This is a genomic window from Embleya sp. NPDC050493, from assembly GCF_044458105.1.
Classification (GTDB): Bacteria; Actinomycetota; Actinomycetes; order Streptomycetales; family Streptomycetaceae; genus Embleya.
Genome location: NZ_JBITHP010000016.1, coordinates 185,208 through 211,448 on the forward strand (window position 1 = coordinate 185,208; position 26,241 = coordinate 211,448).

The following is a 26,241-nucleotide window of genomic DNA, read 5'->3' on the forward strand; positions in this document are numbered from 1 at the left end:
GACCGACGGATCGACCCGACCGGGTGATCGGCGGAACCGGACGGCCGCCGGCACCCCGCGCGCGGCGCCGCTCGCCGAATCATCGGATCCGGCGGGGTACCGTGCGAATTACCCGACCCACCCGGAGGTACCCGTGAGCCCGCAGTCCCCCGACCCCATCGACGTCGACGTGATCGTGCTCGGTCTCGGCGTCGGCGGTGAGGCCGTCGCCGGCAACCTGGCCGCGGCCGGGCTGGAGGTGGTGGGCATCGAGGACGGCCTGGTCGGCGGCGAGTGTCCGTACTGGGGCTGCATCCCGTCCAAGGCGATGGTGCACGCGGCCGACCTGGCCCGGTTCGAGGCGCGGCCGGACTGGTCGAAGGTCGCCGCGCGGGTGCGCGAGCTCACCGCCGACTGGAACGATCGGGCCGCCGTGGACCGGCTCGTGGACAAGGGCATGACCTTCGTGCGCGGCGCCGGCCGGATCACCGACGTGGACACGGTCGAGGCGACCGACGCCGACGGCGTCGTGCGGCGCTTCCGGGCCCGGCACGCGATCGTGGTCGGCACCGGCACGAAGGCGTTCGTCCCGCCGATCGAGGGCCTGGCGGACACCCCGCTGTGGACCAATCGCGAGGCGATCGAGGCGGCTGCGGCACCGCGCTCGCTCGCGGTGCTCGGCGGCGGCGCGATCGGTCTGGAACTGGCCCAGGTGTTCGTCCGGTTCGGCACGGACGTGACGATCGTGGAGAACGGCGACCGGGTGCTGGCCGTCGAGGATCCCGAATCCTCGGACCTGGCCGCGTGGGCGCTGACCGAGGACGGCGTGCGGATCCACCTGGGGGTGCGGGCCGAGCAGGCCGCGCACGACGGCAGGACCTTCACGCTCTCGCTGTCCGACGGGCGCACGATCGAGGCGGAGAAGCTGCTGGTGGCCACCGGCCGCCGGGTGGACCTGGTCGCCCTCGGCGCCGAGGCGCTCGGCGTCGACCCGCACGCGCACGCGCTGCCGGTGGACGGGCAGTTGCGGGTGCAGCCCGGTGGCGAGCCGCCGGCGGTCTGGGCGGTCGGCGACGTCACCGGACAGGGCGCGTTCACCCACGTGGCGATGTACCAGTCGGCCATCGTGACCAAGGCGATCCTGCACACGACGGGCCGCGGTGCGGCGGGTCCCGACGCGGACCACAGCGCGCTGCCGCGGGTGACGTTCATCGACCCGGAGATCGGCGCGGTGGGCCTGACGGAGCATCAGGCCCGGGCCGCCGGCCTCACCGTGCGGGTCGGCATCGCCGATCTGGCCGCCTCCTCACGCGGGCACATCACCGGCGCGCGGGGTTTCGTGAAGGTGATCGAGGACGTCGACCGGGGTGTGCTCGTCGGTGCGACCGCCGCGGGTCCGGCCGGCGGCGAGATCCTGGGCGCACTCGCGGTGGCCGTGCGCGCGGCGGTCCCGGTCGCCACGCTGCGGGACATGATGTACGCGTATCCGACCTACCACCGCACGATCGAATCGGCGCTGGCGGACCTCGACACGGACTGAGTACGGACCGAGCACGGACCGAGCACGGCGGGGCGGGCGAGGGCTTTCGGCCGGTCGTTCGGGGCGGGTACGCGGATTGTGCCCGCCCTTGCGGCGAGCGGTCCTTGTTACCGGAAAGTAGTGCTGTCTACGCTGGCGCCATGACGGACATCGCAGCGCCCGCGCCCGCAGCAGCAGCACCCATCGACCTGCCGAGCCTGCCCGTCGAGCGGCTCGCCCGGCGCGTGGTGACCGGCCCCGTGCCGACCATGGTGACCACCAGGAGTCCGTTCGACGGATCGCCGATCGCCGAGCTCCCCGAGTCCACGCCGGAGAACGTCACCTCCGCCTTCGCCCGCGCGCGGCTCGCGCAGACCGCGTGGGCCAAACGTTCCGTGCGTGAGCGGACGGCGGTGTTCCTGCGCTTCCACGACAGGGTCCTGGAGCGTCAGTCGGAGATCCTGGACATCATCCAGACCGAGACCGGCAAGGCCCGCAAGCACGCGTTCGAGGAGGTCCTGGACGTCGCGCTGTGCTCGCGGCACTACGGCCGGCGGGCCGTGGGTTATCTGCGCGAGCGCCGTCGCGCCGGGGCGCTGCCGGTGCTGACGAAGGCGATCGAGGTGCGGCACCCCAAGGGCGTGGTCGGCCTGGTCTCGCCGTGGAACTATCCGCTGGCGCTGTCCATCGGCGACGCGATCCCGGCCTTCATCGCGGGCAACGCGGTGGTGATGAAGCCGGACACGCAGACCGCGCTCACCGCGCTGTGGGCTCAGGACGTGCTGATCGAATGCGGCCTGCCCGAGGACCTGTGGCAGATCGTGCTCGGCGACGGCCCGGTGGTCGGCACCGCGGTGGTCGAGGGTGCGGACTACGTCGGCTTCACCGGCTCCACCCGCACGGGCCGCGAGGTGGCCCAACGAGCCGCCGCACGCCTGGTCGGCGCGTCGCTGGAACTGGGCGGCAAGAACGCGATGATCGTGCTGGCGGACGCGGACCTGGACCGGGCCGCGGAGGGCGCGGTGCGCGCGTGCTTCTCCTCGGCCGGCCAACTGTGCATCTCGATCGAGCGGATGTACGTGCACGCCGACATCCACGACGCGTTCCTGGACCGCTTCCTGGCCCGGATCCAGACCATGCGGCTCGCGGCCGGCTACGCGTGGGACACCGACATGGGCTCGCTGGTCTCGCGCCGCCAGTTGCAGGCGGTCACGCGCCACGTGGACGAGGCCCGGGCGGCGGGTGCGCGGGTGCTGATCGGCGGCACCGCGCGACCGGACCTGGGGCCGCTGTTCTACGAGCCGACGGTGCTCGCGGACGTCACACCCGAGATGGCGGTCTGCGCCGAGGAGACGTTCGGCCCCGTGGTGTCGGTGTACCGGTTCACCGAGGAGGAAGAGGTCGTCACCCGCGCGAACGAGACCGCGTACGGGCTCAACGCGAGCGTGTGGACGCGGAACACCCGACACGGCGGCGCGCTCGCGCGGCGGCTGCGTGCGGGCACGGTGAACGTCAACGAGGGCTACGCGGCGGCCTACGGCAGCGCGGGTGCGCCGATGGGTGGCATGGGCGACTCCGGGCTCGGTCGGCGGCACGGCGCCGAGGGCATCATGAAGTTCACCGAGGCACAGACCGTTGCGACCCAGCGGCTGTTGCCGATCGCCGCGCCGTTCGGGATGAGCGACGAACAGTGGGCGCGGTCGCTGACCCTGTCGCTGCGGGTGATGAAGGTGCTTCGGGTGCGGTAGCGCTTCGCTTGGGGTGGGTTTTCGTGCCCACCCGCCCGACCGTCGCGTGAGGTGGGAAGGTTGCGGATTTCGGGCGGGGGTGGGCGGACCGGGGCCCCGTGGCCGGGGGCGGGGGTGCCTGTCCCCTTCGGGGCCGCGGTGGGCGGTCGCTTCGTGCCGGGTGCGGTCGGGGTGTGGGGGCGTGAGGTGCGGCTCGCGGGGCGTGCGGGTGCGGAAGGGTGAATTCCGGGCCGCGAGCGGGGGCGGAGTGGGTGACGCCAAGTCGGGACAAAGTGACATCTATCGACCGGTTAATGATCATCATTTGCGCTAACCGGACGCCTTTGGCTCGGGTTCGCGGTTCGGCGGAACCGCCGATGCGGGGCGGGAATCCCGCTACTCTTGGCGCTGCCGGCGGCAATGGCGTGAAAGATCCGCTTCGCGGTGAATGCTTTGCGGTGAATGAGGCACGTCGGAGTTCGGTGCGTTCGGGGCGATCCACGGATCGGCCCCAAGGCGCGGGGGGGGGGGGGGGGGGGGGGGGGGGGCGCGCGGGGGGCGGGGGCGGGGGGGGGGGGGGGGGGCGGCGCGCGGCCGCGCCCCCGGCCGGGGGGGGCGCGGGGCCCCCCCCCCCCCCCCCCCCCCCCCCCCCCCCCGGCGGGGTTGTGACCGGTTGCTGTCCCCTGCGTCCCGGTCACGACACCAACGCGAGGTCCCACGGCGCACTGGTCGAGCGCGCCTCATCGCGTCGGCGGCCTTGCGTGCCCGGCCCGCGCATCAAGCGGGCCGGCCATCAGTCACAACGACGGCCGACGCGGTGAGGTTACGCCTGCGGGCGGACCCGACCGCGACACAGTTCCAGAAGCGTCAGCGCCACGGTCGTCCCGGGCTTGCCCAACCCCTCGCGGTAGCGGGCGATGACCTCCATCTCGCGGGTCAACTGCACGCGTGCGCCGCCGGACGCGACGCGGATCCGCTGGATCTCCGCGGAGGTGTCCACCCGCTCGGTGATCAGCGCGATGATCCGTCGGTCGAGATCGTCGATGCGGGCCCGGCCGGCGCCGATCACGTCGTCGGGGGTCCGCGGGTTCGTGGTGGTGTCTTCCATCGATGGCCTGCTCTCCGGAGGGGGTCCGTGCTCCGGGGCGCCGAAGGAAAACGCGAAGACGCCCCGGGTACCGGACCCGAGACGTCTTCGTCTGCCTGTGGCTGTACTCGTTCAGGCGGTGACGGTGGCGCCGGGGATCCCGATGCCATAGGTAAAGCTGCGCGTCACGTCGAACGAGGACATGGTGCCAGTATGTCGAACCCGCCGGCGCGGACACCAGCCGGGGTCACCCGCGCGGCGCCGGTAGAATCGGCATCCACCCCTTTTTTTCGCTTCGCCGGAAGGCCCCTCGTGACCTTTGCCAGCCCGGACGGGGGCGGCACCGAGACCGTCCTCGTCGTCGACTTCGGTGCCCAGTACGCCCAGCTCATCGCCCGCCGGGTGCGCGAGGCGCGCGTGTACAGCGAGATCGTGCCGCACAGCATGCCCGTGGCGGACATGCTCGCGAAGCGGCCGGCCGCGATCATCCTGTCCGGCGGCCCCTCCTCGGTGTACGCGGACGAGGCGCCCAGCATCGACCCGGCGCTGTTCGAGGCCGGTGTCCCGGTGCTCGGCATCTGCTACGGCTTCCAGGCCATGGCGCAGGGTCTGGGCGGCGTGGTCGAGAAGACCGGTCTCGCCGAGTTCGGCGCGACGCCGCTGACGGTGACCGGCACGACGAGCACCTTGTTCGACGGGCTGCCCGCCGACCTGTCGGTGTGGATGTCGCACGGCGACTCGGTCTCCGGTGCGCCGGCCGGCTTCGCGGTCACCGCGACCAGCGCGGGCGCGCCGGTCGCCGCGATCGAGAACGACCGGGCGCGGCTGTACGGCGTGCAGTACCACCCCGAGGTGATGCACAGCGAGCACGGCCAGGCGATCCTGGAGCGCTTCCTGAAGGTGGGCGCCGGGCTCGCGGCGAACTGGACGATGGTCAACATCGTCGAGGAGCAGATCGAGCTGATCCGCGAGCAGGTCGGCGACAAGCACGTGATCTGCGGTCTGTCCGGCGGGGTGGACTCCGCGGTCGCCGCGGCGCTGGTGCAGCGCGCGGTCGGGGACAAGCTCACCTGCGTGTTCGTGGACCACGGTCTGCTGCGCAAGGACGAGCCCGAGCAGGTCGAGCGCGACTACGTCGCGGCCACCGGCGTCTCGCTCAAGGTGGTGAACGCGCAGGAGCGGTTCCTGACCGCGCTCGCCGGGGTCACCGACCCCGAGGAGAAGCGCAAGATCATCGGACGCGAGTTCATCCGCGTGTTCGAGCAGGCCGCGGCCGAGGTGGTCGCCGAGGCCGGCGCGCACGGCGAAGAGGTCGAGTTCCTGGTCCAGGGCACGCTGTACCCGGACGTGGTGGAGTCCGGCGGCGGCACCGGCACCGCGAACATCAAGTCGCACCACAACGTCGGCGGACTGCCCGAGGACCTCCAGTTCAAGCTGATCGAGCCGCTGCGCAAGCTGTTCAAGGACGAGGTGCGCGCGGTCGGCGAGCAACTGGGCCTGCCGTCCGAGATCGTCTGGCGCCAGCCGTTCCCGGGCCCGGGGTTGGGCATCCGGATCATCGGCGAGGTCACCGCCGACCGGCTGGAGATCCTGCGCGAGGCGGACGCGATCGCTCGCGAGGAGTTGTCCCGCGCGGGCATGGACCGGGAGATCTGGCAGTGCCCGGTCGTGCTGCTCGCCGACGTGCGCTCGGTGGGTGTGCAGGGTGACGGCCGCACCTACGGCCACCCGATCGTGTTGCGCCCGGTGTCCTCCGAGGACGCCATGACGGCCGACTGGTCGCGCCTGCCCTACGACCTGCTGGCCCGGATCTCCAACCGGATCACCAACGAGGTCCGGGAGATCAACCGGGTCACGCTGGACGTCACCAGCAAGCCCCCGGGCACCATCGAGTGGGAGTAGTCCCACCGACGGACCGCACGTGTTCGCCGCCGGCCCCCGCCCGATCCCGGGCGGGGGCCGGCGGCGTTCGCGGGGTTCGCCGAGACCCTGTCGAGGGGCCGGCGGGACGCCTTGTGCGGCACCGGGGTTGACGCCGCATCAGGTGTTCGGTCGACAAACCGTGCGATCCCTCGACCGGGCCCGTGCGACCCCCCTCGGATGCGGCACAATGTGCCGCTGAACGAGCTCGTTCGTATGTGGTGGTGGGGAGGGCGTGGCGAAGTGGCGCACGGTGTCGGTGTGCACGGACCGGACTGTCATTGCGTGGTCCGGGAGGAATACCGCAGGACCGTCGCCGATTTCGAGACGCTGAGGCGGGCCCTGGCCCGCAAGGAGGGCGTGCCCTCGGCCGTCGCCCACTCCGACGGCGGCGCACGCCAGTGGATCTCCGACGAACTGCGCGGCAAGGCACAGGAGTTGGCCGCCGTACGCCGGGCCCAGGGGCGGGCGTGGCTGCAAGTGCTGGGCGGGCGCGCGCTGATCGTGTTGTGGCTCCTGGTCGCCGTGCTCGTCCTGGTCCAGGCGCTCACCGCGATCGGCGCCGGTTGGACCGGCGCGCGCACCGCCGGGATCGTGGCCGCCGTGGTGGTCGCCGGAGCGCTCAGCGTGGTCGGGTGGGCGGCCCGGGCGAGTGGTGGCGTGTTCGCGCCCGTACGCGGCCTGGACGGCCGCCTGTCCACCTCCAAGGCGGTCGCGGCGCTGTGGATGGTGGCGCTGATGTACTGCTTCGCCTTCCTGGGCATGCGGCTCGCCTCGGCCTCCGGGGACGGCGAGCGGGACCGACTGCTGGATCGACTCGGCAACGTCGCCCTGGACCAGATCACCCTGGTGGCCGCGCCCCTGCTGGCCGCGGTCGCGGTCCGGCGCATCGTCGGCGACAAGGTCGGCCGGCGGGTGCTGCAGAAGCTGCGCGCCGACCAGGCCTCGCTGCGCGACCTGGTCACCGACGACGCGGGCCGGGCCTCCTTCGTGGACGCGCAGTACGTCCTGGTCAACCTGGTCGCGGTGGGCTTCGTGGTGGTCGGTCTGGCCCGCGACCCGGACCGGCTCCCGGACATCCCGGCCACGCTGGTCGCGCTCGCCGTGGTCTCGGTGGTCACCTACCTCGCGGGCAAGCTGGCCGAGAACGACCGCCCGGTGATCCTGTCCGTGGTCCGCGTGCGCTCCCGCGGCGACCTGGACTCCGCCGTCCGCCAGGGCGACGACATCGAGGTGCGCGGGATCAACCTCGCCGCGGGCGGCTCGCACGAGGCGGACCTGCTCGCGCGGGTGGTGGTCAAGTTCGGCGCGGTGCACGTACACGTCCCGCTGATCCCGGCCGACACCGGCTTCGCCAACCCGTCCGACGCGTGCGTGATCGTCCCGGTCCCGGTCGACGTCGAGCCCGGCCGGGTGGAGCTGTGCGTGGTCTCGGCATCCGGTGTGGAGTCGGCGCCCTACGAGATCCAGATCACGGCCTAGCCGTATTCACCGGTCCGGCGGTGCCGGGGGCGTGGGCCGCCGGGATCCGCCGACCGGGCAGGCCCGGTGGCGTGCCGACCGGATGTGGGGGGGGGGGGGGGGGGGGGGGGGGGGGGGGGGGCGCCGCCCCCCCCCCCCCCCCCCCCCCCCCCCCCCCCACATCCGAGGGGTCTCGCCGCTACAACTTCTGCACCGGCGCGTAACGCAGCAGCAGGGTCTTCTCGCCGCCGGCGCCGAAGTCGATCGTGGCCTTGGCCTTGTCGCCGGTCTCGGCCGTGGAGACCACCGTGCCCAGGCCGAACTTGTCGTGGGTGACCCGGTCGCCGGGGGACAGCGCGACGATCGGCCGTTCCTTGATCTGCGCGCCCTTGCCGAAGCCGCCGCGCGAGCCGACGGTCGACTTGGTCGCGGAGAGCGCCTTGGCCGCCGACGGGGACGTGCCGCGCCAGTCGACCAACTTCTCGGGCAACTCGCCCAGGAAGCGCGACGGCGGGTTGTACGACGGCGCGCCCCACGCGCTGCGCATCTTCGCGAGCGTGACGTAGAGCCGCTCACGGGCGCGGGTGATGCCGACATAGGCGAGCCGGCGCTCCTCCTCCAGCTCCTTCGCGTCGCCCAGCGAGCGCATGTGCGGGAAGACGCCGTCCTCCAGGCCGGTCAGGAACACCGTGGGGAACTCCAGGCCCTTGGCGGTGTGCAGGGTCATCAACGTGACCACACCGCCGTCGTCGCCGTCGGTGGGGATCTGGTCGGAGTCCGCCACCAGGGAGACCCGCTCAAGGAAGTCGGCCAGCGTGCCGCCACCGCCCTCCTGGGCCTGGGCCTGTTCGAACTCCAGCGCGACCGCCGCGAGTTCCTGGAGGTTCTCGATCCGGGTCTCGTCCTGCGGATCGCTGGACGCCTGCAACTCGGCCAGGTAGCCGGTCTGTTCCAGGATCGCCTCCAGCACGGTGGCCGGACCCGCGCCGCCGTCCACGACCGCGGTGAGGTCGTCCAACAGCTGGACGAAGCCCTTGACCGCGTTGGCGGAACGCTTGGCCAGGCCCGGCGCGTCCTCCGCGCGACGCAGCGCCTGGGCGAACGGGATCCGGTCGCGGGCGGCGAGCACGTCCAGGCATGCCTCGGCCCGATCGCCGATGCCGCGCTTGGGCACGTTCAGGATCCGTCGCAGCGAGACCGTGTCGTCCGGGTTGGCCAGCAGTCGCAGGTAGGCGAGCACGTCGCGGACCTCGCGGCGCTCGTAGAAGCGCACGCCGCCGACGACCTTGTACGGCAGCCCGACCCGGATGAAGACTTCCTCGAACACTCGGGACTGGGCGTTGGTCCGGTAGAACACCGCGACCTGCCCCGGCTTGGTCTTGCCCGCGTCGGTGAGCCGGTCCACCTCGTCCGCGACGAACTGGGCCTCGTCGTGCTCGTCGTCCGCGACGTAGCCGACGATCGGGGTGCCCGCGCCGGCGTCCGTCCACAGGTTCTTCGCGCGCCGGTTGCTGTTGCGCTCGATCACCGCGTTGGCCGCGCTCAGGATGGTCTGCGTGGAGCGGTAGTTCTGCTCCAGCAGGATGGTCTTGGCGTTCGGGTAGTCGGCCTCGAAGTCGAGGATGTTGCGGATGGTCGCGCCGCGGAACGCGTAGATCGACTGGTCCGCGTCACCCACCACGCACAACTCGGCGGGTTCGATCTCGGCGAGACCGGCCTCGGCCGGGTTGACCAGGTCGCCGTCGATCGTGCGCCGCGGACCGCTGCCCGCCGCGCCGCCGACCAGTTCGCGGACGAGCATGTACTGCGCGTGGTTGGTGTCCTGGTACTCGTCGACCAACACGTGCCGAAAGCGCCGCCGGTAGTGCTCCGCGACGTCGGGGAACGCCTGGAGCAGGTGCACCGTGGTCATGATCAGGTCGTCGAAGTCCAGGGCGTTGGCCTGGCGCAGCCGCTCCTGGTACATCGTGTACGCCTGCGCCAGTATGCGCTCGGTCTCGTTGATCGCCTTCGCGGCGAAGTCCTCGTGATCGATCAGCTCGTTCTTGAGGTTGGAGACCTGCGCGTTGAACTTGCGCGGCGGGAACTTCTTCGGGTCCAGGTCGAGGTCGCGACAGACCATCGCCATCAGCCGCTGCTGATCGGCCGAGTCGTAGATCGAGAACGACGAGCTCATGCCGAGCTTCTTGTACTGCTGCCGCAGGATGCGCACGCACGCCGAGTGGAACGTGGACACCCACATGGCCTTGGTACGCGGGCCGACCAACGCCTCGACCCGCTCGCGCATCTCGGCGGCGGCCTTGTTGGTGAAGGTGATCGCCAGGATCTCGCCGGGATGCGCACCGCGGGCGGCGAGCAGGTGGGCGATCCGGTGGGTCAGCACGCGGGTCTTGCCCGAGCCCGCTCCGGCCACGATGAGCAGCGGGGACCCTTCGTGCACGACCGCGGCGCGTTGTTGCGGGTTCATCCCGTCGAGCAGCCGCGCCGGATCCACGACCGGGCGCGGGGCGCCGTTGCGGTAGTAGGCGTCGCGCGGCTCGGGGGGCGGCGCGTACTGCCCCTCGTACAGGTCGTCCGGATAGTCCTCCGGCAGGCCGTACACGTGGTTGTCGTCCGGCTCGGGCGGCAGCGGGATGTCGTCCGCGGGGCTCGTGGGGGACTTCTTGGCCGCGGTCTCGAAACCGGGCAGGGGGATGTCGTCGAAGAGGCTGCTCATCGTTCCCCGAGTCTAGGTGGGTAACAAGCGAGTCGTGCTCGGCCCTTTGTACGGAGCGGAGATCATTGCGCCGGCGACGGGTTTTCCCGCCGTCGGATCGATCGGACCAAGGGAGTACATCGTGCTGGACGATCGCGACGTGGAGCGGGTCCTGGTGCTGGCCGCGCATCCGGACGACATCGACTACGGGGCGGCGGGGACGGTGGCGACCTGGACCGAGGCCGGCATCGAGGTGAGCTATTGCCTGGTCACCGACGGGGACGCGGGCGGCTTCGACCCGGCGGTGCCGCGATCCGAGATCGGCGGGATCCGGCGGGCCGAGCAGAGCGCGGCGGCGGCGCACGTGGGGGTGCGGCAGCTGTACTGGCTCGGCTACCCGGACGGGCGGCTGGCGGCGACCTTCGAGCTGCGGCGCGACATCACCCGGGTGATCCGGCAGGTGCGCCCGCAGCGCATGGTGATCCCGAGCCCGGAGCGGGACTGGGCCCGGCTCGCGCCCAGTCATCCGGATCACCTGGAGGCGGGCGAGGCGGCGATGCGGGCGATCTATCCGGACGCCCGGAACCCGTTCGCGCACCCCGAGCTGCTGGACGTGGAGGGGCTGAAGGAGTGGACCGTGCCGGAGACGTGGTTGTCGCCGACACCGGCGCCGGACCACGCGGTCGAGGTGAGCGCGGTGTTCGAGCGCAAGATGGCGGCCCTGCTGTCGCACGCGAGTCAGACGAGCCATCTGACCGGGCTGCGTGCGGAGGTCACGACGATGCTCACCCGCAATGCCGAGCGGTTCGGCCTGGGCGCGGGACGGATGGCCGAGGTGTTCCGGGTGGTCGACACCCGTTAGCAGAATGACCGGTTGGCGTCGATCCTGGCGTTGTCCGTGTCCTTGTCCGGGACTACTTGGACAGGTCAAATCAGAACGATCATCAGAAAACTTGCTCAAAATGGACTTTCCGGAATCCGCGCGCTTTTCCCGAGATACACGGAGAAGGAAACGGTGATTTCGGTAAAGTTTTGGCAATGCGGTGGCTGATGATGATGGTCCTGACACGCCTGTGACTAGTGTTCTGCGACAGGCGATCGGCTCGACGTCGGCCACCCGGTCGACACGATCACCTCCGCCGAATTCGGGGACGCGTTCAGGTGACGGTGGGTAACCATCGTCGACGATGCGAAGCCGGAACCGGGGACCCTTGCAGTCCCTGGGGTGAATCGGTGCCTCGGCACCGTAGGGCGCCTTCTTCCGCCCGAACCCGTCAGCTAACCCGGTAGGCGGCCGAGGAAGGAGACTCGCCACCAGTGGCGTCCCAACGTCGACCCGGGCAGCACCGCAAGCCCAAGCCGCGCACCGCCGTGCGTACCGCAGCGACCGTAGTGACGGCCGCCGCGACGATGACCGGCGTGATGACCTTTGCCGGCACCGCGAGCGCGGATCCCGCCGCATCCTTCGAGCAGGTCAAGCAGCAGGTCAACCAGCTGCACAGTGACGTGGTCAAGGTGACCGACGTCGCCAACGGCGTCGAAGATCAGCTGGAAAAGAAGCAGGTCACCGCGAATCAGACGCAGGCCCGCGTCACCGAGGAACAGATCGCGCTGAACGCTCTGCGTGATCAGATCGGTGTCCTGGCGGCGAACCAGTACCGCAGCGGTGGTCTGCCGCCGTCGTTGTCGCTGGCGCTCAGCGGCGACCCCGAGGGTTACCTGCAGAAGTCGCAGATGATGTCCCAGCTCGACGGTCAGCAGGCCGCCAAGCTGAAGCAGATCGCGGCGCAGGCCCGGGTTCTCCAGCAGGACCGCACCGAGGCCTCCTCGCAGCTGGCCGAGCTGGAGAAGCTGCGGACCGAGCTGAACAAGAACAAGACCGAGATCCAGGCCAAGCTCGCCGAGGCCCAGCGGCTGCTGAACACGCTCACCGAGCAGCAGAAGAAGGCAGTCCTCGACTCGGACGAGCACGAGGGCGACACCACGCGCGGCAACGACCGCAGCTCGCGGGACAAGGCGGAGACGCCGCCGGCGACCAACATCCCCGCGTCCGGCCGGGCCGCGGCCGCGATCGCGTTCGCGCGGGCCCAGATCGGCAAGGCGTACGTGTCGGGCGCCGAGGGGCCCAGCTCCTACGACTGCTCGGGGCTGACCCAGGCGTCGTGGAAGGCCGCGGGCGTCAGGCTGTCCCGGACCACCTGGACCCAGGTCAACGACGGTCCGCGCGTCGCCAAGGGTTCGCTCCAGCCGGGCGACCTGGTGTTCTTCTACTCGGACAACCGGCACGTGGGCCTCTACATCGGCGGCGGCAAGATCATCCACGCCCCGCGTCCCGGCAAGACCGTGACCGAGGCGCCGCTCGACTCGATGCCGTTCTACGCGGCGATTCGACCCGGGTAAATCCACCGGTCGCCCGAAAAACCTCGACGGCGCCCTCCCGCGGATTCGTTCCGCGTGGAGGGCGCCGTCGTGTGTACCGGGTGCGGCGTCGCTCGGACCGCCGACCTGCGTCGCTCGCCCGGGCGGTTCGGCTCGGGCCGGCGGTGGGCGGAGTTGTCGGCGGGGTCTCAGGTCCACATGACCGCGATGGCGATGTTCGCCACGGTCAGCAGTCCGATCGCGACGAGCACCTTGGAGGACACCCGGTCCGCGGCGCGGTTGCCCCAGACCAGCAGCAGGATGGCCAGCAGAATGACCAGCTTGGTGCCGATCTTGGCGTTGTCCACGTCCTCGTCCAGACCCGCCTGGACCACGCCGACCAGGGCCAGGCCGGTGACCAGCATGGTCAGCGCGCCGTGCGTCATCGCGGGCACGATCCGCCCGTCGCCGGTGCGCAGCGCGGACATCTGGGTGAGGAAGCCGCCGAGCAGGGACGCGATACCCACGATGTGCAGGACCAGCAGGATCTGCCGCAGAACGTCCACGTCGTACAACTCCTCGTCGACCGTCGCGCGGCACCGGGAAGCCGCGATTGTTGCCCGGCAGCCTAGCCGGCACGGGTCGATTACTCTCCGGCGGGCTATAAGCGATCAACAGTCGCCAAACCGGTCCAAGATCGACTTTCGGGAATCCAGGCGCCTTATCCCTTGATACACGGAGAAGGAAACGGCGAGATTGGTAAAGGTTTGGCAATGCGAAGGTTGGTGGTGATGATCGTGATACTTCTGTGACTAGTGTTCTGCGACAGGCGATCGGCTCGACGTCGGCCACCCGGTCGACACGATCGCCACCGCCGAATTCGGGGACGCATTTCGGTGACAGTGGGTGACCACAGTCATCGTGATGGGAAGCCGGAACCGGGGACCCTCGCAGTCCCTGGGGTGAATCGGTGCCTCGGCACCGTAGGGCGCCTTCTTCCGCCCGAACCCGTCAGCTAACCCGGTAGGCGGCCGAGGAAGGAGACTCGCCACCAGTGGCGTCCCAACGTCGACCCGGGCAGCACCGCAAGCCCAAGCCGCGCACCGCCGTGCGTACCGCAGCGACCGTGGTCACGGCCGCCGCGACGATGACCGGCGTGATGACCTTTGCCGGCACCGCGAGCGCGGATCCCGCGCAGTCGTTCCAGCAGACCAAGGAACGCGTCAACCGGCTGCACAGTGACGTGATCAAGGCCACCGACGCCGCCAACGGCGTCGAGGAGCAGATCACCAAGCAGCAGGGCACCGCGAACCAGACGCAGGCCCGGATCACCGAGGAACAAACCGCGCTGAACGCTCTGCGTGATCAGATCGGTGTCCTGGCGGCGAACCAGTACCGCAGCGGCGGTCTGCCGCCGTCATTGTCGCTGGCGCTCAGCGGCGACCCCGAGGGCTTCCTGCAGAAGTCGCAGATGATGTCCCAGCTCGACGGTCAGCAGGCCGCCAAGCTGAAGCAGATCGCGGCGCAGGCCCGGGTTCTCCAGCAGGACCGCACCGAGGCCTCCTCGCAGCTGGCCGAGCTGGAGAAGCTGCGGACCGAGCTGAACAAGAACAAGACCGAGATCCAGGCCAAGCTCGCCGAGGCCCAGCGGCTGCTGAACACGCTCACCGAGCAGCAGAAGAAGGAAGTGCTCGACTCCGACGAGCACGTGGGCAATACGGGTAACCCGGGTAATGCGGGCAGCACGGACACGACGCGCGCCGGCAACGACCGCAGCTCGCGGGACAAGCCGGACACACCGCCGCCGGCGACCAATGTCCCCGTGTCCGGTCGGGCGGCGGCCGCGGTCGCGTTCGCGAAGGCCCAGATCGGCAAGCCGTACTCGCCCCGGGCCGTGGGCCCCGACTCCTACGACTGCTCCGGGCTGACCCAGGCGTCGTGGAAGGCCGCGAACGTCAGCCTGACCCGGACCACCTGGACCCAGGTCAACGACGGTCCGCGGATCTCCAAGGACGCGCTCCAGCCGGGCGACCTGGTGTTCTACTACCCGGACAACTCGCACGTGGGCATCTACGTCGGCGGCGGGCAGATCGTGCACGCCCCGCGGCCGGGCAAGAACGTGACCTACGCACCGGTGGGCTCGATGCCGTTCTACGCGGCGGTTCGACCCGGTTAGACCCGTCGGTCGCGCGTAGAGACCTCGCCGGCGCCCTCCCCCGGACCCGTTCCGGGGGAGGACGCCGGCGTTTTTCGTGCTCCGCGTGCGCCGGGGTCAGACCAGTCGCCGGTCGGTCGCCCAGCGGGTCAGCTCGTGCCGGTTGGACAACTGCAACTTGCGTAGTACGGCGGACACATGGGTCTCCACGGTCTTGACCGAGATGACCAGGCGCCGGGCGATCTCCTTGTACGCGTAGCCGCGTGCGATCAGCCGCAGCACCTCGCGCTCGCGCTGGGTGAGTCGATCCAGATCCTCGTCGATCGGTGGCACGTCGGTGGCCGCGAACGCGTCCAGCACGAAGCCCGCCAGGCGCGGCGAGAACACCGCGTCGCCCTCGCCGACCCGGCCGATCGCCCGGATCAGCTCGTCGCCGGTGATCGACTTGGTCACGTAGCCCCGGGCCCCGCCGCGGATCACCCCGATCACGTCCTCGGCGGCGTCCGACACCGACAACGCGAGGAAGCGCACGGCCGGGATCAGCGACGCGCACCGGCGCAGCACCTCGACCCCGCCGCCACCGGGCAGGTGCACGTCCAGGAGCACCACCTCGGGGCGGGTCTCGGTGACCACCGCCACCGCGCTCGCGACGTCGTCGGCCTCGCCGACCACCTCGACCGCCTCGCCGATCTCGGCGCGCACGCCGGTCCGGAACATCCGGTGGTCGTCGACCAGGACCACCCGGGTACGGGCGGCCGTCCCCTCGGGGTACTCCGTGCTGCTCTCGGTGGCGTTCACGTGTTCGTCCTTCCCACAGCGGCCCGGCCGGCGTCGGCGCGGCGCATCTCCAGCTCGACCTCGGTGCCCTCACCGGGTTCGCTGCGGATGTGCGCGGCGCCCCCGTTGCGGCGCATGCGCCCGATCACGGACTCTCGCACACCCAGCCGGTCGGCGGGCACCGTCTCCGGGTCGAAACCGGGTCCGCGGTCGCGCACGAAGACCGTGACCGTGTCCTCGTCGGCCTCGCCGAACACCGCGATCGCCGCTCCGCCCGCGTACTTCGCCGCATTGACCATCGCCTCGCGGGCGGCGGCCACCAGCGCGGCCAGCTTGTCGTCCACCGGGCAATCGCCCACGCACACCACCTCGATCGACACCCCGTGCGCGTCCTCGACCTCGGCCGCGGTCGAGCGCAGCGCGGCGGCGAAGGTGCGGTCCGGCTCCTCGCCGTCGGGGCGGTACAACCACGCGCGCAACTCGCGCTCCTGGGCGCGGGCCAACCGGGCCACCTCGCGCGGGTCCTCGACCTGGCGCTGGATCAGGGTCAGCGTGTGCAGCACCGAGTCGTGCACGTGCGCGGCCACCTCGGCCCGCTCCTGGGCCCGGATCCGGGCCCGGCGCTCGACGCCCAGTTCGCGGGTCTGCCGGAGCAGATACGGGCCGAAGATGACCAGCAGGCCGACCAGGAGCAGCCCGGCCCCGCGCATCGCGGCCAGCGCGTCGCCGATGCCGCCCCGGCCGAACGAGAAGAACACCAGGCCGGCCAGTACCAGCACGGCGCCGACGACGGTGCGCAGCGCGCCGGCCACCCGGCTGCGGCCGTCGAGCGAGAACCACCGGTTGCGCTGCGACTCGTCGGCCTGGCGCCACAAGAGGATCACGCCGGGGCCGGCCACCAGCAGCGGCCAGATCCAGTCGCCGACCTTGGTCCCGCTCGTGGTCGCGCCCACGCCGGTGAGCATGGTCGCCGCGATCAGCACGATGATCATCGCGAGCGCCTGGTGCCGCTCCCGCCCGCGTTCGCGCACGGCCGGGGCCGCCCCGCCCTGCGGTACGAAGACCCAGAACGCCGCGTAGAGCGCGATCCCCATTCCCGCGAAGAAGGCCAGCGCGACGAAGGCGATCCGCAGCAGCAGCACCTCGACGCCGAGGTGTTCGGCGAGGCCGCGCGCGACGCCGCCGGCGAGCCGGTGGGAGGAGGCGCGGCGGAGCCGGGGAGTCGGTGGCGCGGGCCGGACGGGCGCGGCGGGCGGGGGGTAAACGGCGGTCACACGACCGATCGTCACACGCCGGCAAGAGCGTACGCATCAGGGCCCGACCCTGATTCGTCCTCAGGGTCGAACCAGGGGTGCGCCAGGGCGGAGCCCGATGGGAAGCGGGCTCCGCGGGCGCCACGATGGACCCATGAACGACGACACGAAACCCGGTATCTCGGCCGGCGACCGGGCCGGCGGCGCCCCGGGCGGCCCTGCGGGGTCGTCCGCGGCGCCCACGACGACGATTCGCCCCCCACTGCTGCGCAGCACCGAGGACCGGATGGTCTCGGGCGTGTGCGGTGGCCTCGGCGAACACTTCGGCCTCGACCCCGTGATCTTCCGCATCGTGTTCGCGGTGCTCTCGCTCTTCGGCGGGGTGGGCGTACTGGTGTACAGCCTGGGCTGGCTGTTGATCCCGGCCCGCGGGGAGGAGCAGCCGATGTTGCGCCGAATCCTCTCCGGGAAGTTCGACTACGGGGCGTCGGCAGCCACCGTGGTCGCCGTCATGGGGGTCGCCTTGTTCTTCACCTACCTGGACTCGGGCTTCGGCCGGTCCGTCCCGTTGCTGATGATCACCGCCGTGGTGCTGTTCATGGTGTGGTCCGACACGAAGAAGAAGCAGCAGGCCGCCGTCGGCGCGGCCGGGGCCGCGGCGATGGCGGCGGCCCCGGCCCCGGTGGACGTCCGGCCGGACGGCGCGACGGTGCCCGGGCCGCCGATGTGGTGGCAGGTGCCGGGTGCGAGTGCGGGGGCGGCGTCCGGGGGCGAGGATCGGCCCGTGCCGCCACCGGCTCCGCACCGGCCCAGGCGTCCGCGCTCGTACGTGTCCCTGGCCACGCTTTCGGTGGCCACGATGGCGGGCGGTCTGCTGTGGGTGCTCGACCACACCGGCGCCGTGGACGTGACGTTCACCGTCGCGCTCGCGATCCTGCTCGGCATCGTGGGCCTGGGTCTGCTCGCGGGCAGCTGGTTCGGCCGGGCGCGGTTGCTGATCCTGCCCGCGCTCGCCCTCACCGCGATGCTGGCCGCGATCACCGCGATCAGCGTGCCGTTGACCGGTCCGTCGGGCGAGCGCACCTACCGGCCCACCACGGTCGCCGCACTGCCGACCTCGTACCACCTGGGCGTGGGCGCGATGGACATCGACCTGCGCCGGCTCGACCTCGGGCCGGGCGGCAGCGCGACGGTCAAGGCCCGGATCGGCGCCGGACAGATCCAGGTCTGGGTGCCGGACGACGTCACGGTGGTGTTCAAGGGCGGCGTCGACCTCGGTCGGGTGCGCACGCCGACCGGCCGGGACGACGGCTACCGGCCGGAGCGCATCGAGACCACCGCCCCGCGGGTCGGGCCCGGCCGCGGCACGATCACGCTCGACCTGAAGGTCGGCGTCGGCGAGGTCGAGGTGCTGGACGGGGACGACGGGCGGGAGCCTCGATGAGCGCGTCGATCGACACCCCGACGACCCGGCGGACGACCGTGACCCGGATGGAGGGCGAGTCCCGATGAGGCCGAACAGGTACCGCTTCGACCCGATGGCGCTGATCGCGGGCACGGTCTTCGCCGGCATCGCGATCGCCTACCTGCTGCGCGCGTCCGGCACGCTGACGGTGCGCCCCGAGTGGACACTGGCCACCGCGGCGATCGGCGTGGGCCTGGCCGGCCTCGCGGGAGCGCTGTGGGCGATGTTGCCGTCGCGTGGACCCGCGCCGGCGGCGGCGATGGGTCGACCGGCGTCCGCGACCACGTTCGCGCCGACCGCGCCTCACCCGGCCGGGGAGGCCGTGGTCGGGTCGTACCCGGGCGGCGGTGCGGCGGGCGGGGACCGGCCCCGAGCGGGCGCGCCGGGTGCGGGCGAGGACGAAACCCGCCCGGGTGCGTCCAGTGCGGCCGAGGACGAGCCGTACGCGGTCGCGGTGGTCGAGGCCGAGGACGGCGTCGTCGCCGACCCGGTGGTCGAGGCCGACGACATGGTCGAGCCCGACCGGATGGTCGAGGCCGAGGCCCGCGTCGTGCCCGGCCCGGTGGTCGAGGACGAGCGCCCGAAGGACCCGGGGCCGCCGACCGTGGACCTGACCAAGTAGCCGCCGGGCGACGCACGGAGCGGGGGCGGGCCGTCGGCCCGCCCCCGCTCCGTGTCGTGCTCGCTTCAGCCGCGCCCGTGCGGCGTGTGCCACAGCGCCGGGTCCGGCCCCTTGGGCACGATGCCGGTCGGATTGATCCGGTCGTGCGTGACGTAGTAGTGCCGCTTGATGTGGTCGAAGTCGACCGTGTCGCCGAAGCCTTCGGTCTGGAACAGGTCGCGGGCGTAGGCCCACAGGACCGGGTACTCGGTCAGCTTGCGCAGGTTGGTCTTGAAGTGGCCGTGGTAGACCGCGTCGAACCGGACCAGCGTGGTGAACAGCCGGATGTCCGCCTCGGTGATCGTGTCGCCGACCAGGTAGCGCTGCCCGGCCAGCCGCTCCTCCAGCGCGTCCAGACGGGCGAACAGCGCGTCGAACGCGGCCTCGTACGCCTCCTGCGTGGTGGCGAACCCGCAGCGGTACACGCCGTTGTTCACGTCCCGGAACACGTCCGCGTTGATCGCGTCGATCTCGGCGCGCAGCCGCTCCGGATACAGGTCCGGCGCGCCGGCGCGGTGCAGCGAGGTCCAGCGGGTGGAGAGGTCGAGGGTGATCCGCGGGTAGTCGTTGGTGACGACGTGGCCGGAGCGCAGGTCGATGATCGCGGGCACCGTCACCCGGCCGCTGTAGGTCGGGTCACTGGCCCGATAGGCGTCGGCCAGGAACGCCAGACCGGTGACCGGATCGCGCCCGTCGGGGTGATTGGTGAACCGCCACCCGGCCTCGTCCCGGATCGGATCCACGATCGACAACCCGAGCGCCTCCTCCAGCCCGAGCAGACGCCGCACGATCACCGCCCGATGCGCCCACGGACACGCCAACGACACGACGAGCCGATACCGACCGGCCTCCGGCTCGGGTCGCCCGGTGAACCGATTGGCCTGCCGGACGAACTCTCCGCCCTTGCCCGACTCGGCCGTGAACTGCGCATCGGAAGTTGTCATGCGTCCACGGTAGATCGCCGAGCCCCGGATCGGGGGCCTCCGAGCCGACGCCGGCCCGACGCGCCCGCCGTCAGGTCGGGTCCAGGCCGTTCGCCCGGAGCCAGGGGAGGGGGTTGATCGGGGCGCCGCCGCCGGGGCGGACCTCGAAGTGCAGGTGCGGGCCGGTGCTGTTGCCGGTGTCGCCGCTGTAGGCGATCACGTCGCCGGCCTTGACCGGGCCGGAGCGGACCTTGGCCCGGGTCAGGTGGCAGTACCAGGTTTCGGTGCCGTCCTTGCCGGTCAGGATCACCATGTTGCCGTAGGCGGTGTTGAACTGGGTGCGGACCACGCCGTCCATCACCGCGACCACCGGGGTGTTCAGGTCGACCGGGAAGTCGATGCCGGTGTGCGTGTGCGCCCAGCGGGAGCCGGACGAGCCGAAATAGGCGCTGAGGCCGCGCTGAGCGACCGGAAGCACGTACTTGGGCCTGAGGGACTCCCGGCGCTTGCGCTCGACTTCCTGGGCCCGTTGTGTCTCTTCCTGGCGCTCTTGGAGCGAGATCCGGGTCTGCGCCCGGCCGGCGCGCTCGGCGAAGTCCTCGGCGCCGACCTGGAGGTCCATCAACTGCTTGTCCATCGGCGACATCAGCGGCAGGTCCTCGCCGCCCGCCACCGGGTCCGCGTCCTTGGTCTCGGCGCCCGCGGTGTGCAGGCCGCCGACCGCGGCGACGGCCATCGCGGCCGCGCCCATCACCGCGAGCGGTGCGCCGGCGGTCAGCGGGAACGCGCGTTTGCGCTTGATCCGGGTCTTGTCGGCGGTTTCCTTCGGCTTCGCGTCCTTGGCCGGCTTCTCCCGCCGCTCGACCCGCTCGACCCGTACCGGCTCGACCCGTGCGTCGTCCGCCTCGGCCTCGTTGTCGGTCGGGGCCGGCACGCTGTCGTCATGGTCACCGGGATCGAAGGCGGGCTCGACCGGCGCGCGGGTCGCGCCGTCGTCGAACAGGTCCGTCGTCGAGCGGTTGCCGCCGGACCACATGTCGGCGTCGTCGCGTGCCGGCACGGGGGAGAACCAGGTGTCGGATTCCCACGCGGCGGTGTCCGAAGCGGCGTACCACATACCGGTGTTCGAGCCGCCGTCCCAGGACGGGTCGACGTACGGCGTGGCCGGCGCGGTCTGGACCGCGGTGTCGGTGCCCGCCCAGGTCCGGGTCTGCGTGTCGGTGCCGTAGGCGTCGTACGCGCCGCTGTCGGCCACCGCCGCGTAGCCGTACGTGCCGGTCGCGTCGTAGCCGGTGCCGGTGGCGTATTCGCCCGTGACCGCGGTGTGCGCACCGCTGTCGTACCCGTCCGCTCGGCCGTACGCGTCGTAGGCCGGGACCGCGGTGTATCCCGAGGAGTCGTAGGCCGCGGAGTCGTAGCCCGGCGCGTCGTAGCCGACGGGGGCCTGGTTCGAGGAGGCGTAGTCGACGGCGGCGTAGGTCCCGCTCGCGTCGTACCCGTCGTACGTCGGGGTCGGCACGCCCCAACCGCCCGATGAGTCGACCGCCTGGTACCCGGAACCGGTCGCATACGCGTTCGCGTCGTAACCGGCGACCGGTCCGTACCCCTGGTCGTAGCCGCCCTGGATCGAACCGGACGGGCCGTAAGGGGAGTACGCACCCTCGGCGTCCGGGACGTAGCGACCCTGCTGATCCTCGCTCGGATAGCGAACGTCCGTCACCTACGTCGCCTTCGTCTCGGGGGCTGGTCGGAATCGGACTGTAGTGCTCTTGACGTTCACAGGACAATCCTCGCGATAAGAACCGCAGGTCAGGCCGCCGAGCGGGTGACACGATCCGGCACGGCCGAACCCGCTCGGGCGGGCCGCGGATCGGCGCCGCGGTCGGCCGGGGACACCGTTGCGCCCGCCCGATCGGGGTGCCGTCCCGGCGGTGCGGCGCCGGCCGCCGCGTCGGCGCGGACCGGGGCGGGGTCGATCGGGCGCGCGTGCGGGCGGGACTTCCCGGCGCGCGGTCGACCGGGGACCACCTTCGGCAGGCCGTCCCGGCAGCGGGTTACGCTCCGGGCGAGGGCTTCGCTACGTACATGGAGGCAGTGATGGGTGTTCCCGGACCGATCAGGATCGTGGTGGCCAAGCCCGGACTCGACGGGCACGATCGGGGCGTCAAGGTGGTCGCGCGCGCACTGCGCGACGCGGGCTTCGAGGTGGTGTACACCGGCCTGCACCAGACCCCGATCCAGATCGTCGAGACGGCCATCCAGGAGGACGCCGACGCGATCGGCCTGTCGGTGCTCTCCGGCGCGCACATGACGCTCTTCGCGAAGGTCATCGAACTGCTCAAGGAGCGCGAGGCCGAGGACATCCTGGTGTTCGGCGGCGGGATCATCCCGGAGGAGGACGTCCCGGAGCTGAAGCGGATCGGCGTCGCGGCGGTCTTCACCCCCGGCGCGCCGACCACGGACATCGTCGACTGGGTACGCGCACACGTGGCGACCACCGCTGCCTGACCGGGCACTTCACCCGGATCCGGACAACCGGCCGGCTCGTTCTCCCGGCCGGTGCACACGTGTCGGTGCGGGCCCGTACCGTGACCGTCATGCTGGAACGGTGGACCGCAGAACAGGTGCTGGCACTCGCGCCTGACGCCGCGTCACGCAAGGCCGGGAGCAGATTGGCGGTGCCGCGGCCATGGTCGGCCGCGGGCGCCGCGGAGTTCGCCAAAGGGGCAGGCGCGGTGTGGGGCGAGTGCGCCGGAAGCGGCGCGACGCCGTACCGCACGGTGGTCGATCTCGGCGGCCCGGCGTCGCAATGCTCGTGTCCCAGCCGCAAGTTCCCCTGCAAGCACGCACTCGGCCTGATGCTGCTGTGGGCGGCCGACCCCGTGGCCGTGCCGGCCGACGCGACCGCACCCGACTGGGCCGACGCGTGGCTGACCGGGCGCCGGGAGCGCGCCGGGAAGAGCGCGTCGGCCGGGTCCGCACCCGCCGACCCCGCCGCGGCCCGACGACGGGCCGACCAGCGCGCGGCCCAGGTCGCCGAGGGCGCCGAACGGTTGCGCCGCTGGCTGGCCGACCGGGTCCATCAGGGCCTGGCGGGCACCGAGCGCGAGGGATACGCCATGTGGGACGGCATCGCCGAACGCATGGTCGACGCCAAGGCGCCGGGGTTGGCGGCCCGGCTGCGGGCGGCCGGGGCGATACCGGCGTCCGGGGCGGAGGGTTGGCCCGGCCGACTCCTGGAGGACTACGCCGAGTTGTGGCTGCTCCTGCGCGCCCACGAACACGCCGACGACCTGGACCCGTCCCTGGTGGCCGGGTTGCGGGCGCGGATCGGCTGGACCGTGGACGCGGAGGACGTGCTGCGCAGGGCGCGCGATGCGGGCACGGTGGTGCACGACCGGTGGCTGGTGCTGGGCAGCCGGGACAGTACGGACGGCAATCTGACGGAGCGTCGGATCTGGCTGCGCGGCGAGCGGTCCGGTCGACCGGCGCTCGTGCTGGCCTTCGGGCCGCAGGGGCGCGCGCCGCAACTGGCCCTGCCGGTGGGCCGATCGATCGAGGCCGACGCGGCCTTCCACGACGACGCGGTGCCGTTGCGGGCCGCGCTCGGCGAGCGCGCCGGCGCGCCGGTGGCGGGCGCGGAGCCGGCGGGGGTCGGGCCGGAGGAGGCCACCGTGGGCTACGCCGAGGCGCTGCGCAGCGAACCGTGGCTGGAGGCGTGGCCGGTGGTGCTGGCCGACGTGGTCGCCGTGCCGGAGCCGATGGGGTGGCGGATCGCGGGCGCGGACGGGTTCTGGCTGCCGGTGGATCGGGCGCGCACCGGCGAGCAGGCGTTGTGGCGGTTGTCCGCGATGTCCGGAGGCGCGGGGCTGACCGTGTTCGGCGAGTACGGCGCGCGCGGGTTCGTCCCGGTGACCGCGTGGCACGAGGGGCAGGCCGTTCAGCTGTAGTCGGCCGTGCGGCTCGGCCCTGTGCCGCACGCCATGGCGCGAGTCGGGACCGGCCCCGCAGGGCCCGCAAAACCATCACCGGAGTCGGTCGACACCGTCGATCGGCCTGTGCGGAAGGGGAGTTCGGATGCGGGTGGCGGATCCGGTGTGGGACGACCTGGTGTCGGCGGCGTTGGTGGGCACCGGACGGCGGCCGGCCGCGGAGGTGCCCGCGCAGGACGCGCTCGGGGCGCTGGCCGCGCAGGTGGACCGGGCGGACGAGGCGGTGCGGCTGCTCGACCTGGCCGCGATCGTGATGGTGCACCGGCGTGCGGGCCGGCGGGCCCCGGCGGGTGCGCCGCCGGCGCCGTGCGCCGAGCTGGACACGCGGCCGTCGGTGCCGGAACGGGCCCGGGTGCGGCTGCGGATCCTGCTCGAGGGCGACGGCATGGACTTTCTGCCCGAATGGCTCACGCTGGCCCGCGCGGCCGGACTGCGCGCGCCCGAGTCCGAGTTGCCCGCGCTGTTGACGGCGGCGCGCTCGCGGACCGATCTGCGCGAGATCGTGGCCGACCTGGCCGGACCGCGCGGCCGCTGGCTGGCCGGGCTCAACCCGGAGTGGGCGTGGCTGACCCGGGTCGCGGTGCCGGACCCGGACGATCCGATCGAGCTGTGGCGGCACGGACGCTTCGGCGAGCGGCTCGCCGCGTTCGAGGCGCTGCGCACCGGTGACCCGGATGCCGCCCGGGGGCTGCTGGCCCGGGTCTGGAGCGCCGAGCCCGCGGAGGACCGGGCGGTGTGGGTGGCGGCGCTGCGCACCGGGTTGTCGGCGCGGGACGAGCCGTTCCTGGAGGACGCGCTGGACGATCGGGCCAAAGTGGTTCGGGTGGCCGCAGCGCGATTGCTCACCGAACTGCCCGGCTCGGCCTTCGCCGCCCGGATGCGCGAGCGCGCGCTGGCCTGCCTGCGGCCCGGTGGCGCGGGGCGGGTGCTGGTGGTGCCGCCGAGCAGCTGCGATGCGGCGATGCGGCGGGACGGCATCGCGGAGACGTCGCCGACCGGGCGCGAGGACCACTCGTGGTGGCTGGGCGAGATCGTCGCCGCCACGCCGCTCGCGGTGTGGCGGGAGGTGTTCGGGGCCGGCCCCGAGGAGATCGTGGCGCGGGCGCTGCCGCGTCGATTCGCGGAGGACGTCCGGGAGGGGTGGGCCCGTGCCGCGGTGCTGCAACGCGATGTCGACTGGGCCCGGGCGCTGGCCGGGCGCGGCGCGCCCACCCGGCTGCTGACCGTGCTGCCGGCGGCCGAGTGCGCCGAACACGTGGCCCGGCACATTGCCGCGCACGGGTTGTCCGAGGCGCTGCAACTGCTGACCAACTGCCCGCCACCGTGGCCGGCGGTGCTGGGTGACGCGGTCCTGGACGCGCTCGCGAGCGCCGCCGGGAGCGGCGGCTATCCGTGGAGCTTCAGCGGCGCCCGGGACGTGGCCGGCCGCGGCCTGGACCCGGCCGTGGTCGACCGCGTGGAGCAGTTGGCGCAGGGAGAGGGCGAATGGCCGAAGGCCTTCCGCGCCCTGGCCGACACCCTCCACTACCGGGCCACGATGCGCGCGGAACTCCTGGGCGGATGAACGCGAGTGCTCTCGCGCCGACCGGGTCGAATCATTCGTCCGGGTGGACGGTCGGGTGTTCCACACCCGGCGGACCTCGCCGCGAGACGATGAGCGAGTGACCGACGACGCGGAACAGATCGACCCACTGGCGAACATGCGCCTGACCGCCCTACGGATGCTGCGCGACTCGGGCGAGTTTCCCGAGAGCGTGCGGTGGGAGGCATCTCCGGCCGGTCTGGTCATGCAGGCGTCGCCGGATTGGGAGCATGCCCGGATCCTCACGGGTCTGCGCCACCTGCTGGAGCCGTCGCTTCCGGCCGAGATCCTGGTGCTGGAGGGCGTTGCCTTCGTGGTGGGCATCGGCACCGAGCGCACGCCCGACCTCGTCGTCCTCGACCCCCGTAAGAAGGCCGAATTCCGGGACGGGCACGCGACGTCCGCGTCCGGGGTCTGGATGTTCGTCGAGGTGACCTCGGACAGCACGCGCCGTGTCGATCTGCGGGAGAAGCCGAACGAGTATGCGCGGGCCGGGGTGCCGGTGATGCTGATCGTGGATCGGCAAAAGCACGAGGTGATCGTGCACTTCGAGCCGGTCGACGGGCGGTACACGTTCACCGAGCGGGTGCGGGCCGGTGCCCCCGTGCGTCTGCCCGACCCGTTCGAGGCGACGATCGAGAGCGGGTTTCTGCTCGATCACCTGTGAGGTCGGCGGCCTCGAAGGTG

Annotated in this window: 20 protein-coding genes and 2 riboswitches; of the genes, 13 read left to right on the forward strand and 7 right to left on the reverse strand. The window is 72.1% G+C overall.

The genetic code is table 11. From position 1 onward, the window contains the following. Nucleotides 1–133: 133 nt before the first annotated feature. Nucleotides 134–1,519: a dihydrolipoyl dehydrogenase family protein gene (locus tag ACIBM5_RS28410; protein ID WP_396009359.1), complete on the forward strand. Its 1,386-nt coding sequence runs from the start codon at nucleotides 134–136 to the stop codon at nucleotides 1,517–1,519. Between the two features lie 140 nt (nucleotides 1,520–1,659). After that, nucleotides 1,660–3,246: a succinic semialdehyde dehydrogenase gene (locus tag ACIBM5_RS28415; RefSeq protein ID WP_396009360.1), complete on the forward strand. Its 1,587-nt coding sequence runs from the start codon at nucleotides 1,660–1,662 to the stop codon at nucleotides 3,244–3,246. A gap of 802 nt (nucleotides 3,247–4,048) precedes the next feature. Here ACIBM5_RS28415 and ACIBM5_RS28420 read toward each other — a convergent pair. Further along, nucleotides 4,049–4,333 (reverse strand): chorismate mutase, encoded by a 285-nt coding sequence (locus ACIBM5_RS28420; RefSeq protein ID WP_396009361.1) that lies wholly within the window; start codon nucleotides 4,331–4,333, stop codon nucleotides 4,049–4,051. 291 nt (nucleotides 4,334–4,624) lie between these two features. On the opposite strand from ACIBM5_RS28420, the gene guaA reads away from it, so the two are divergent. Next, on the forward strand, nucleotides 4,625–6,214 hold the full coding sequence (gene guaA, locus ACIBM5_RS28425) for a glutamine-hydrolyzing GMP synthase (protein WP_391585354.1): 1,590 nt from the start codon (nucleotides 4,625–4,627) through the stop codon (nucleotides 6,212–6,214). A 303-nt stretch (nucleotides 6,215–6,517) separates the two neighbouring features. Beyond that, a complete protein-coding gene (locus ACIBM5_RS28430) occupies nucleotides 6,518–7,714 on the forward strand; it encodes a hypothetical protein (RefSeq protein ID WP_391585353.1) in 1,197 nt (398 codons plus the stop codon). 178 nt (nucleotides 7,715–7,892) lie between these two features. On the opposite strand, the gene pcrA is transcribed toward ACIBM5_RS28430, so the two are convergent. Next, entirely contained in the window at nucleotides 7,893–10,409 is a 2,517-nt protein-coding gene (pcrA, locus tag ACIBM5_RS28435; protein ID WP_391585352.1) for a DNA helicase PcrA, read from the reverse strand. A gap of 121 nt (nucleotides 10,410–10,530) precedes the next feature. On the opposite strand from pcrA, the gene ACIBM5_RS28440 reads away from it, so the two are divergent. Further along, complete coding sequence (locus ACIBM5_RS28440) at nucleotides 10,531–11,250, forward strand: PIG-L deacetylase family protein (RefSeq protein WP_391585351.1); 720 nt, start codon at nucleotides 10,531–10,533, stop codon at nucleotides 11,248–11,250. 307 nt (nucleotides 11,251–11,557) lie between these two features. Continuing rightward, nucleotides 11,558–11,696, forward strand: a riboswitch (cyclic di-AMP (ydaO/yuaA leader). Nucleotides 11,697–11,705: 9 nt separating this feature from the next. Then, nucleotides 11,706–12,788, forward strand: coding sequence for an NlpC/P60 family protein (locus tag ACIBM5_RS28445; RefSeq protein ID WP_391585350.1), 1,083 nt, complete (start codon nucleotides 11,706–11,708; stop codon nucleotides 12,786–12,788). A 167-nt stretch (nucleotides 12,789–12,955) separates the two neighbouring features. Here ACIBM5_RS28445 and ACIBM5_RS28450 read toward each other — a convergent pair whose 3' ends face one another. Further along, nucleotides 12,956–13,312 carry a hypothetical protein gene (locus ACIBM5_RS28450; protein ID WP_396009362.1) on the reverse strand — a complete coding sequence of 119 codons (357 nt, stop codon included), beginning with the start codon at nucleotides 13,310–13,312 and terminating at the stop codon, nucleotides 12,956–12,958. Nucleotides 13,313–13,610: 298 nt separating this feature from the next. Then, a riboswitch (cyclic di-AMP (ydaO/yuaA leader) is annotated at nucleotides 13,611–13,791 on the forward strand. Between the two features lie 9 nt (nucleotides 13,792–13,800). On the opposite strand from ACIBM5_RS28450, the gene ACIBM5_RS28455 reads away from it, so the two are divergent. Then, on the forward strand, nucleotides 13,801–14,922 hold the full coding sequence (locus tag ACIBM5_RS28455; RefSeq protein WP_396009363.1) for an NlpC/P60 family protein: 1,122 nt from the start codon (nucleotides 13,801–13,803) through the stop codon (nucleotides 14,920–14,922). A gap of 96 nt (nucleotides 14,923–15,018) precedes the next feature. On the opposite strand, the gene ACIBM5_RS28460 is transcribed toward ACIBM5_RS28455, so the two are convergent. Together ACIBM5_RS28460 and ACIBM5_RS28465 are read right to left on the reverse strand one after the other, a co-directional pair. Continuing rightward, a complete protein-coding gene (locus ACIBM5_RS28460) occupies nucleotides 15,019–15,699 on the reverse strand; it encodes a LuxR C-terminal-related transcriptional regulator (protein WP_396009364.1) in 681 nt (226 codons plus the stop codon). Further along, nucleotides 15,696–16,952: a PspC domain-containing protein gene (locus ACIBM5_RS28465; protein ID WP_396009365.1), complete on the reverse strand. Its 1,257-nt coding sequence runs from the start codon at nucleotides 16,950–16,952 to the stop codon at nucleotides 15,696–15,698. The genes ACIBM5_RS28460 and ACIBM5_RS28465 overlap by 4 nt, the downstream gene beginning before the upstream one ends. A gap of 133 nt (nucleotides 16,953–17,085) precedes the next feature. Between ACIBM5_RS28465 and ACIBM5_RS28470 the strand changes: the two genes are divergently transcribed. Then, a complete protein-coding gene (locus ACIBM5_RS28470; protein WP_396009367.1) occupies nucleotides 17,086–18,375 on the forward strand; it encodes a PspC domain-containing protein in 1,290 nt (429 codons plus the stop codon). Nucleotides 18,376–18,439: 64 nt separating this feature from the next. Continuing rightward, nucleotides 18,440–19,018 carry a hypothetical protein gene (locus ACIBM5_RS28475; protein WP_396009368.1) on the forward strand — a complete coding sequence of 193 codons (579 nt, stop codon included), beginning with the start codon at nucleotides 18,440–18,442 and terminating at the stop codon, nucleotides 19,016–19,018. 65 nt (nucleotides 19,019–19,083) lie between these two features. Here ACIBM5_RS28475 and ACIBM5_RS28480 read toward each other — a convergent pair whose 3' ends face one another. Further along, entirely contained in the window at nucleotides 19,084–20,001 is a 918-nt protein-coding gene (locus ACIBM5_RS28480; RefSeq protein WP_396009369.1) for a glutathione S-transferase family protein, read from the reverse strand. Nucleotides 20,002–20,071: 70 nt separating this feature from the next. Then, complete coding sequence (locus ACIBM5_RS28485) at nucleotides 20,072–21,700, reverse strand: M23 family metallopeptidase (RefSeq protein WP_396009370.1); 1,629 nt, start codon at nucleotides 21,698–21,700, stop codon at nucleotides 20,072–20,074. A gap of 377 nt (nucleotides 21,701–22,077) precedes the next feature. Between ACIBM5_RS28485 and ACIBM5_RS28490 the strand changes: the two genes are divergently transcribed. From ACIBM5_RS28490 to ACIBM5_RS28505, 4 genes are all read left to right on the forward strand, one after another. Next, the gene (locus ACIBM5_RS28490; RefSeq protein ID WP_391585341.1) at nucleotides 22,078–22,488 is read left to right on the forward strand and encodes a cobalamin B12-binding domain-containing protein; all 411 of its coding nucleotides are present in this window, start codon (nucleotides 22,078–22,080) and stop codon (nucleotides 22,486–22,488) included. An 89-nt stretch (nucleotides 22,489–22,577) separates the two neighbouring features. Then, nucleotides 22,578–23,930, forward strand: coding sequence for an SWIM zinc finger family protein (locus ACIBM5_RS28495; protein WP_396009371.1), 1,353 nt, complete (start codon nucleotides 22,578–22,580; stop codon nucleotides 23,928–23,930). 127 nt (nucleotides 23,931–24,057) lie between these two features. Continuing rightward, the gene (locus tag ACIBM5_RS28500; protein WP_396009372.1) at nucleotides 24,058–25,536 is read left to right on the forward strand and encodes a DUF5691 domain-containing protein; all 1,479 of its coding nucleotides are present in this window, start codon (nucleotides 24,058–24,060) and stop codon (nucleotides 25,534–25,536) included. Between the two features lie 97 nt (nucleotides 25,537–25,633). Continuing rightward, nucleotides 25,634–26,221: a Uma2 family endonuclease gene (locus ACIBM5_RS28505; protein WP_396009373.1), complete on the forward strand. Its 588-nt coding sequence runs from the start codon at nucleotides 25,634–25,636 to the stop codon at nucleotides 26,219–26,221. Nucleotides 26,222–26,241: the final 20 nt, after the last annotated feature.

Coding starts and splice junctions, on each gene's coding strand:
- ACIBM5_RS28480 (WP_396009369.1), bottom strand. CDS start 20,001: ATGACAACTTCCGATGCGCAGTTCACGGCCGAGTCGGGCAAGGGCGGA.
- ACIBM5_RS28500 (WP_396009372.1), top strand. CDS start 24,058: ATGCGGGTGGCGGATCCGGTGTGGGACGACCTGGTGTCGGCGGCGTTG.
- ACIBM5_RS28475 (WP_396009368.1), top strand. CDS start 18,440: ATGAGGCCGAACAGGTACCGCTTCGACCCGATGGCGCTGATCGCGGGC.
- ACIBM5_RS28495 (WP_396009371.1), top strand. CDS start 22,578: ATGCTGGAACGGTGGACCGCAGAACAGGTGCTGGCACTCGCGCCTGAC.
- ACIBM5_RS28470 (WP_396009367.1), top strand. CDS start 17,086: ATGAACGACGACACGAAACCCGGTATCTCGGCCGGCGACCGGGCCGGC.
- ACIBM5_RS28415 (WP_396009360.1), top strand. CDS start 1,660: ATGACGGACATCGCAGCGCCCGCGCCCGCAGCAGCAGCACCCATCGAC.
- ACIBM5_RS28420 (WP_396009361.1), bottom strand. CDS start 4,333: ATGGAAGACACCACCACGAACCCGCGGACCCCCGACGACGTGATCGGC.
- pcrA (WP_391585352.1), bottom strand. CDS start 10,409: ATGAGCAGCCTCTTCGACGACATCCCCCTGCCCGGTTTCGAGACCGCG.
- ACIBM5_RS28490 (WP_391585341.1), top strand. CDS start 22,078: ATGGGTGTTCCCGGACCGATCAGGATCGTGGTGGCCAAGCCCGGACTC.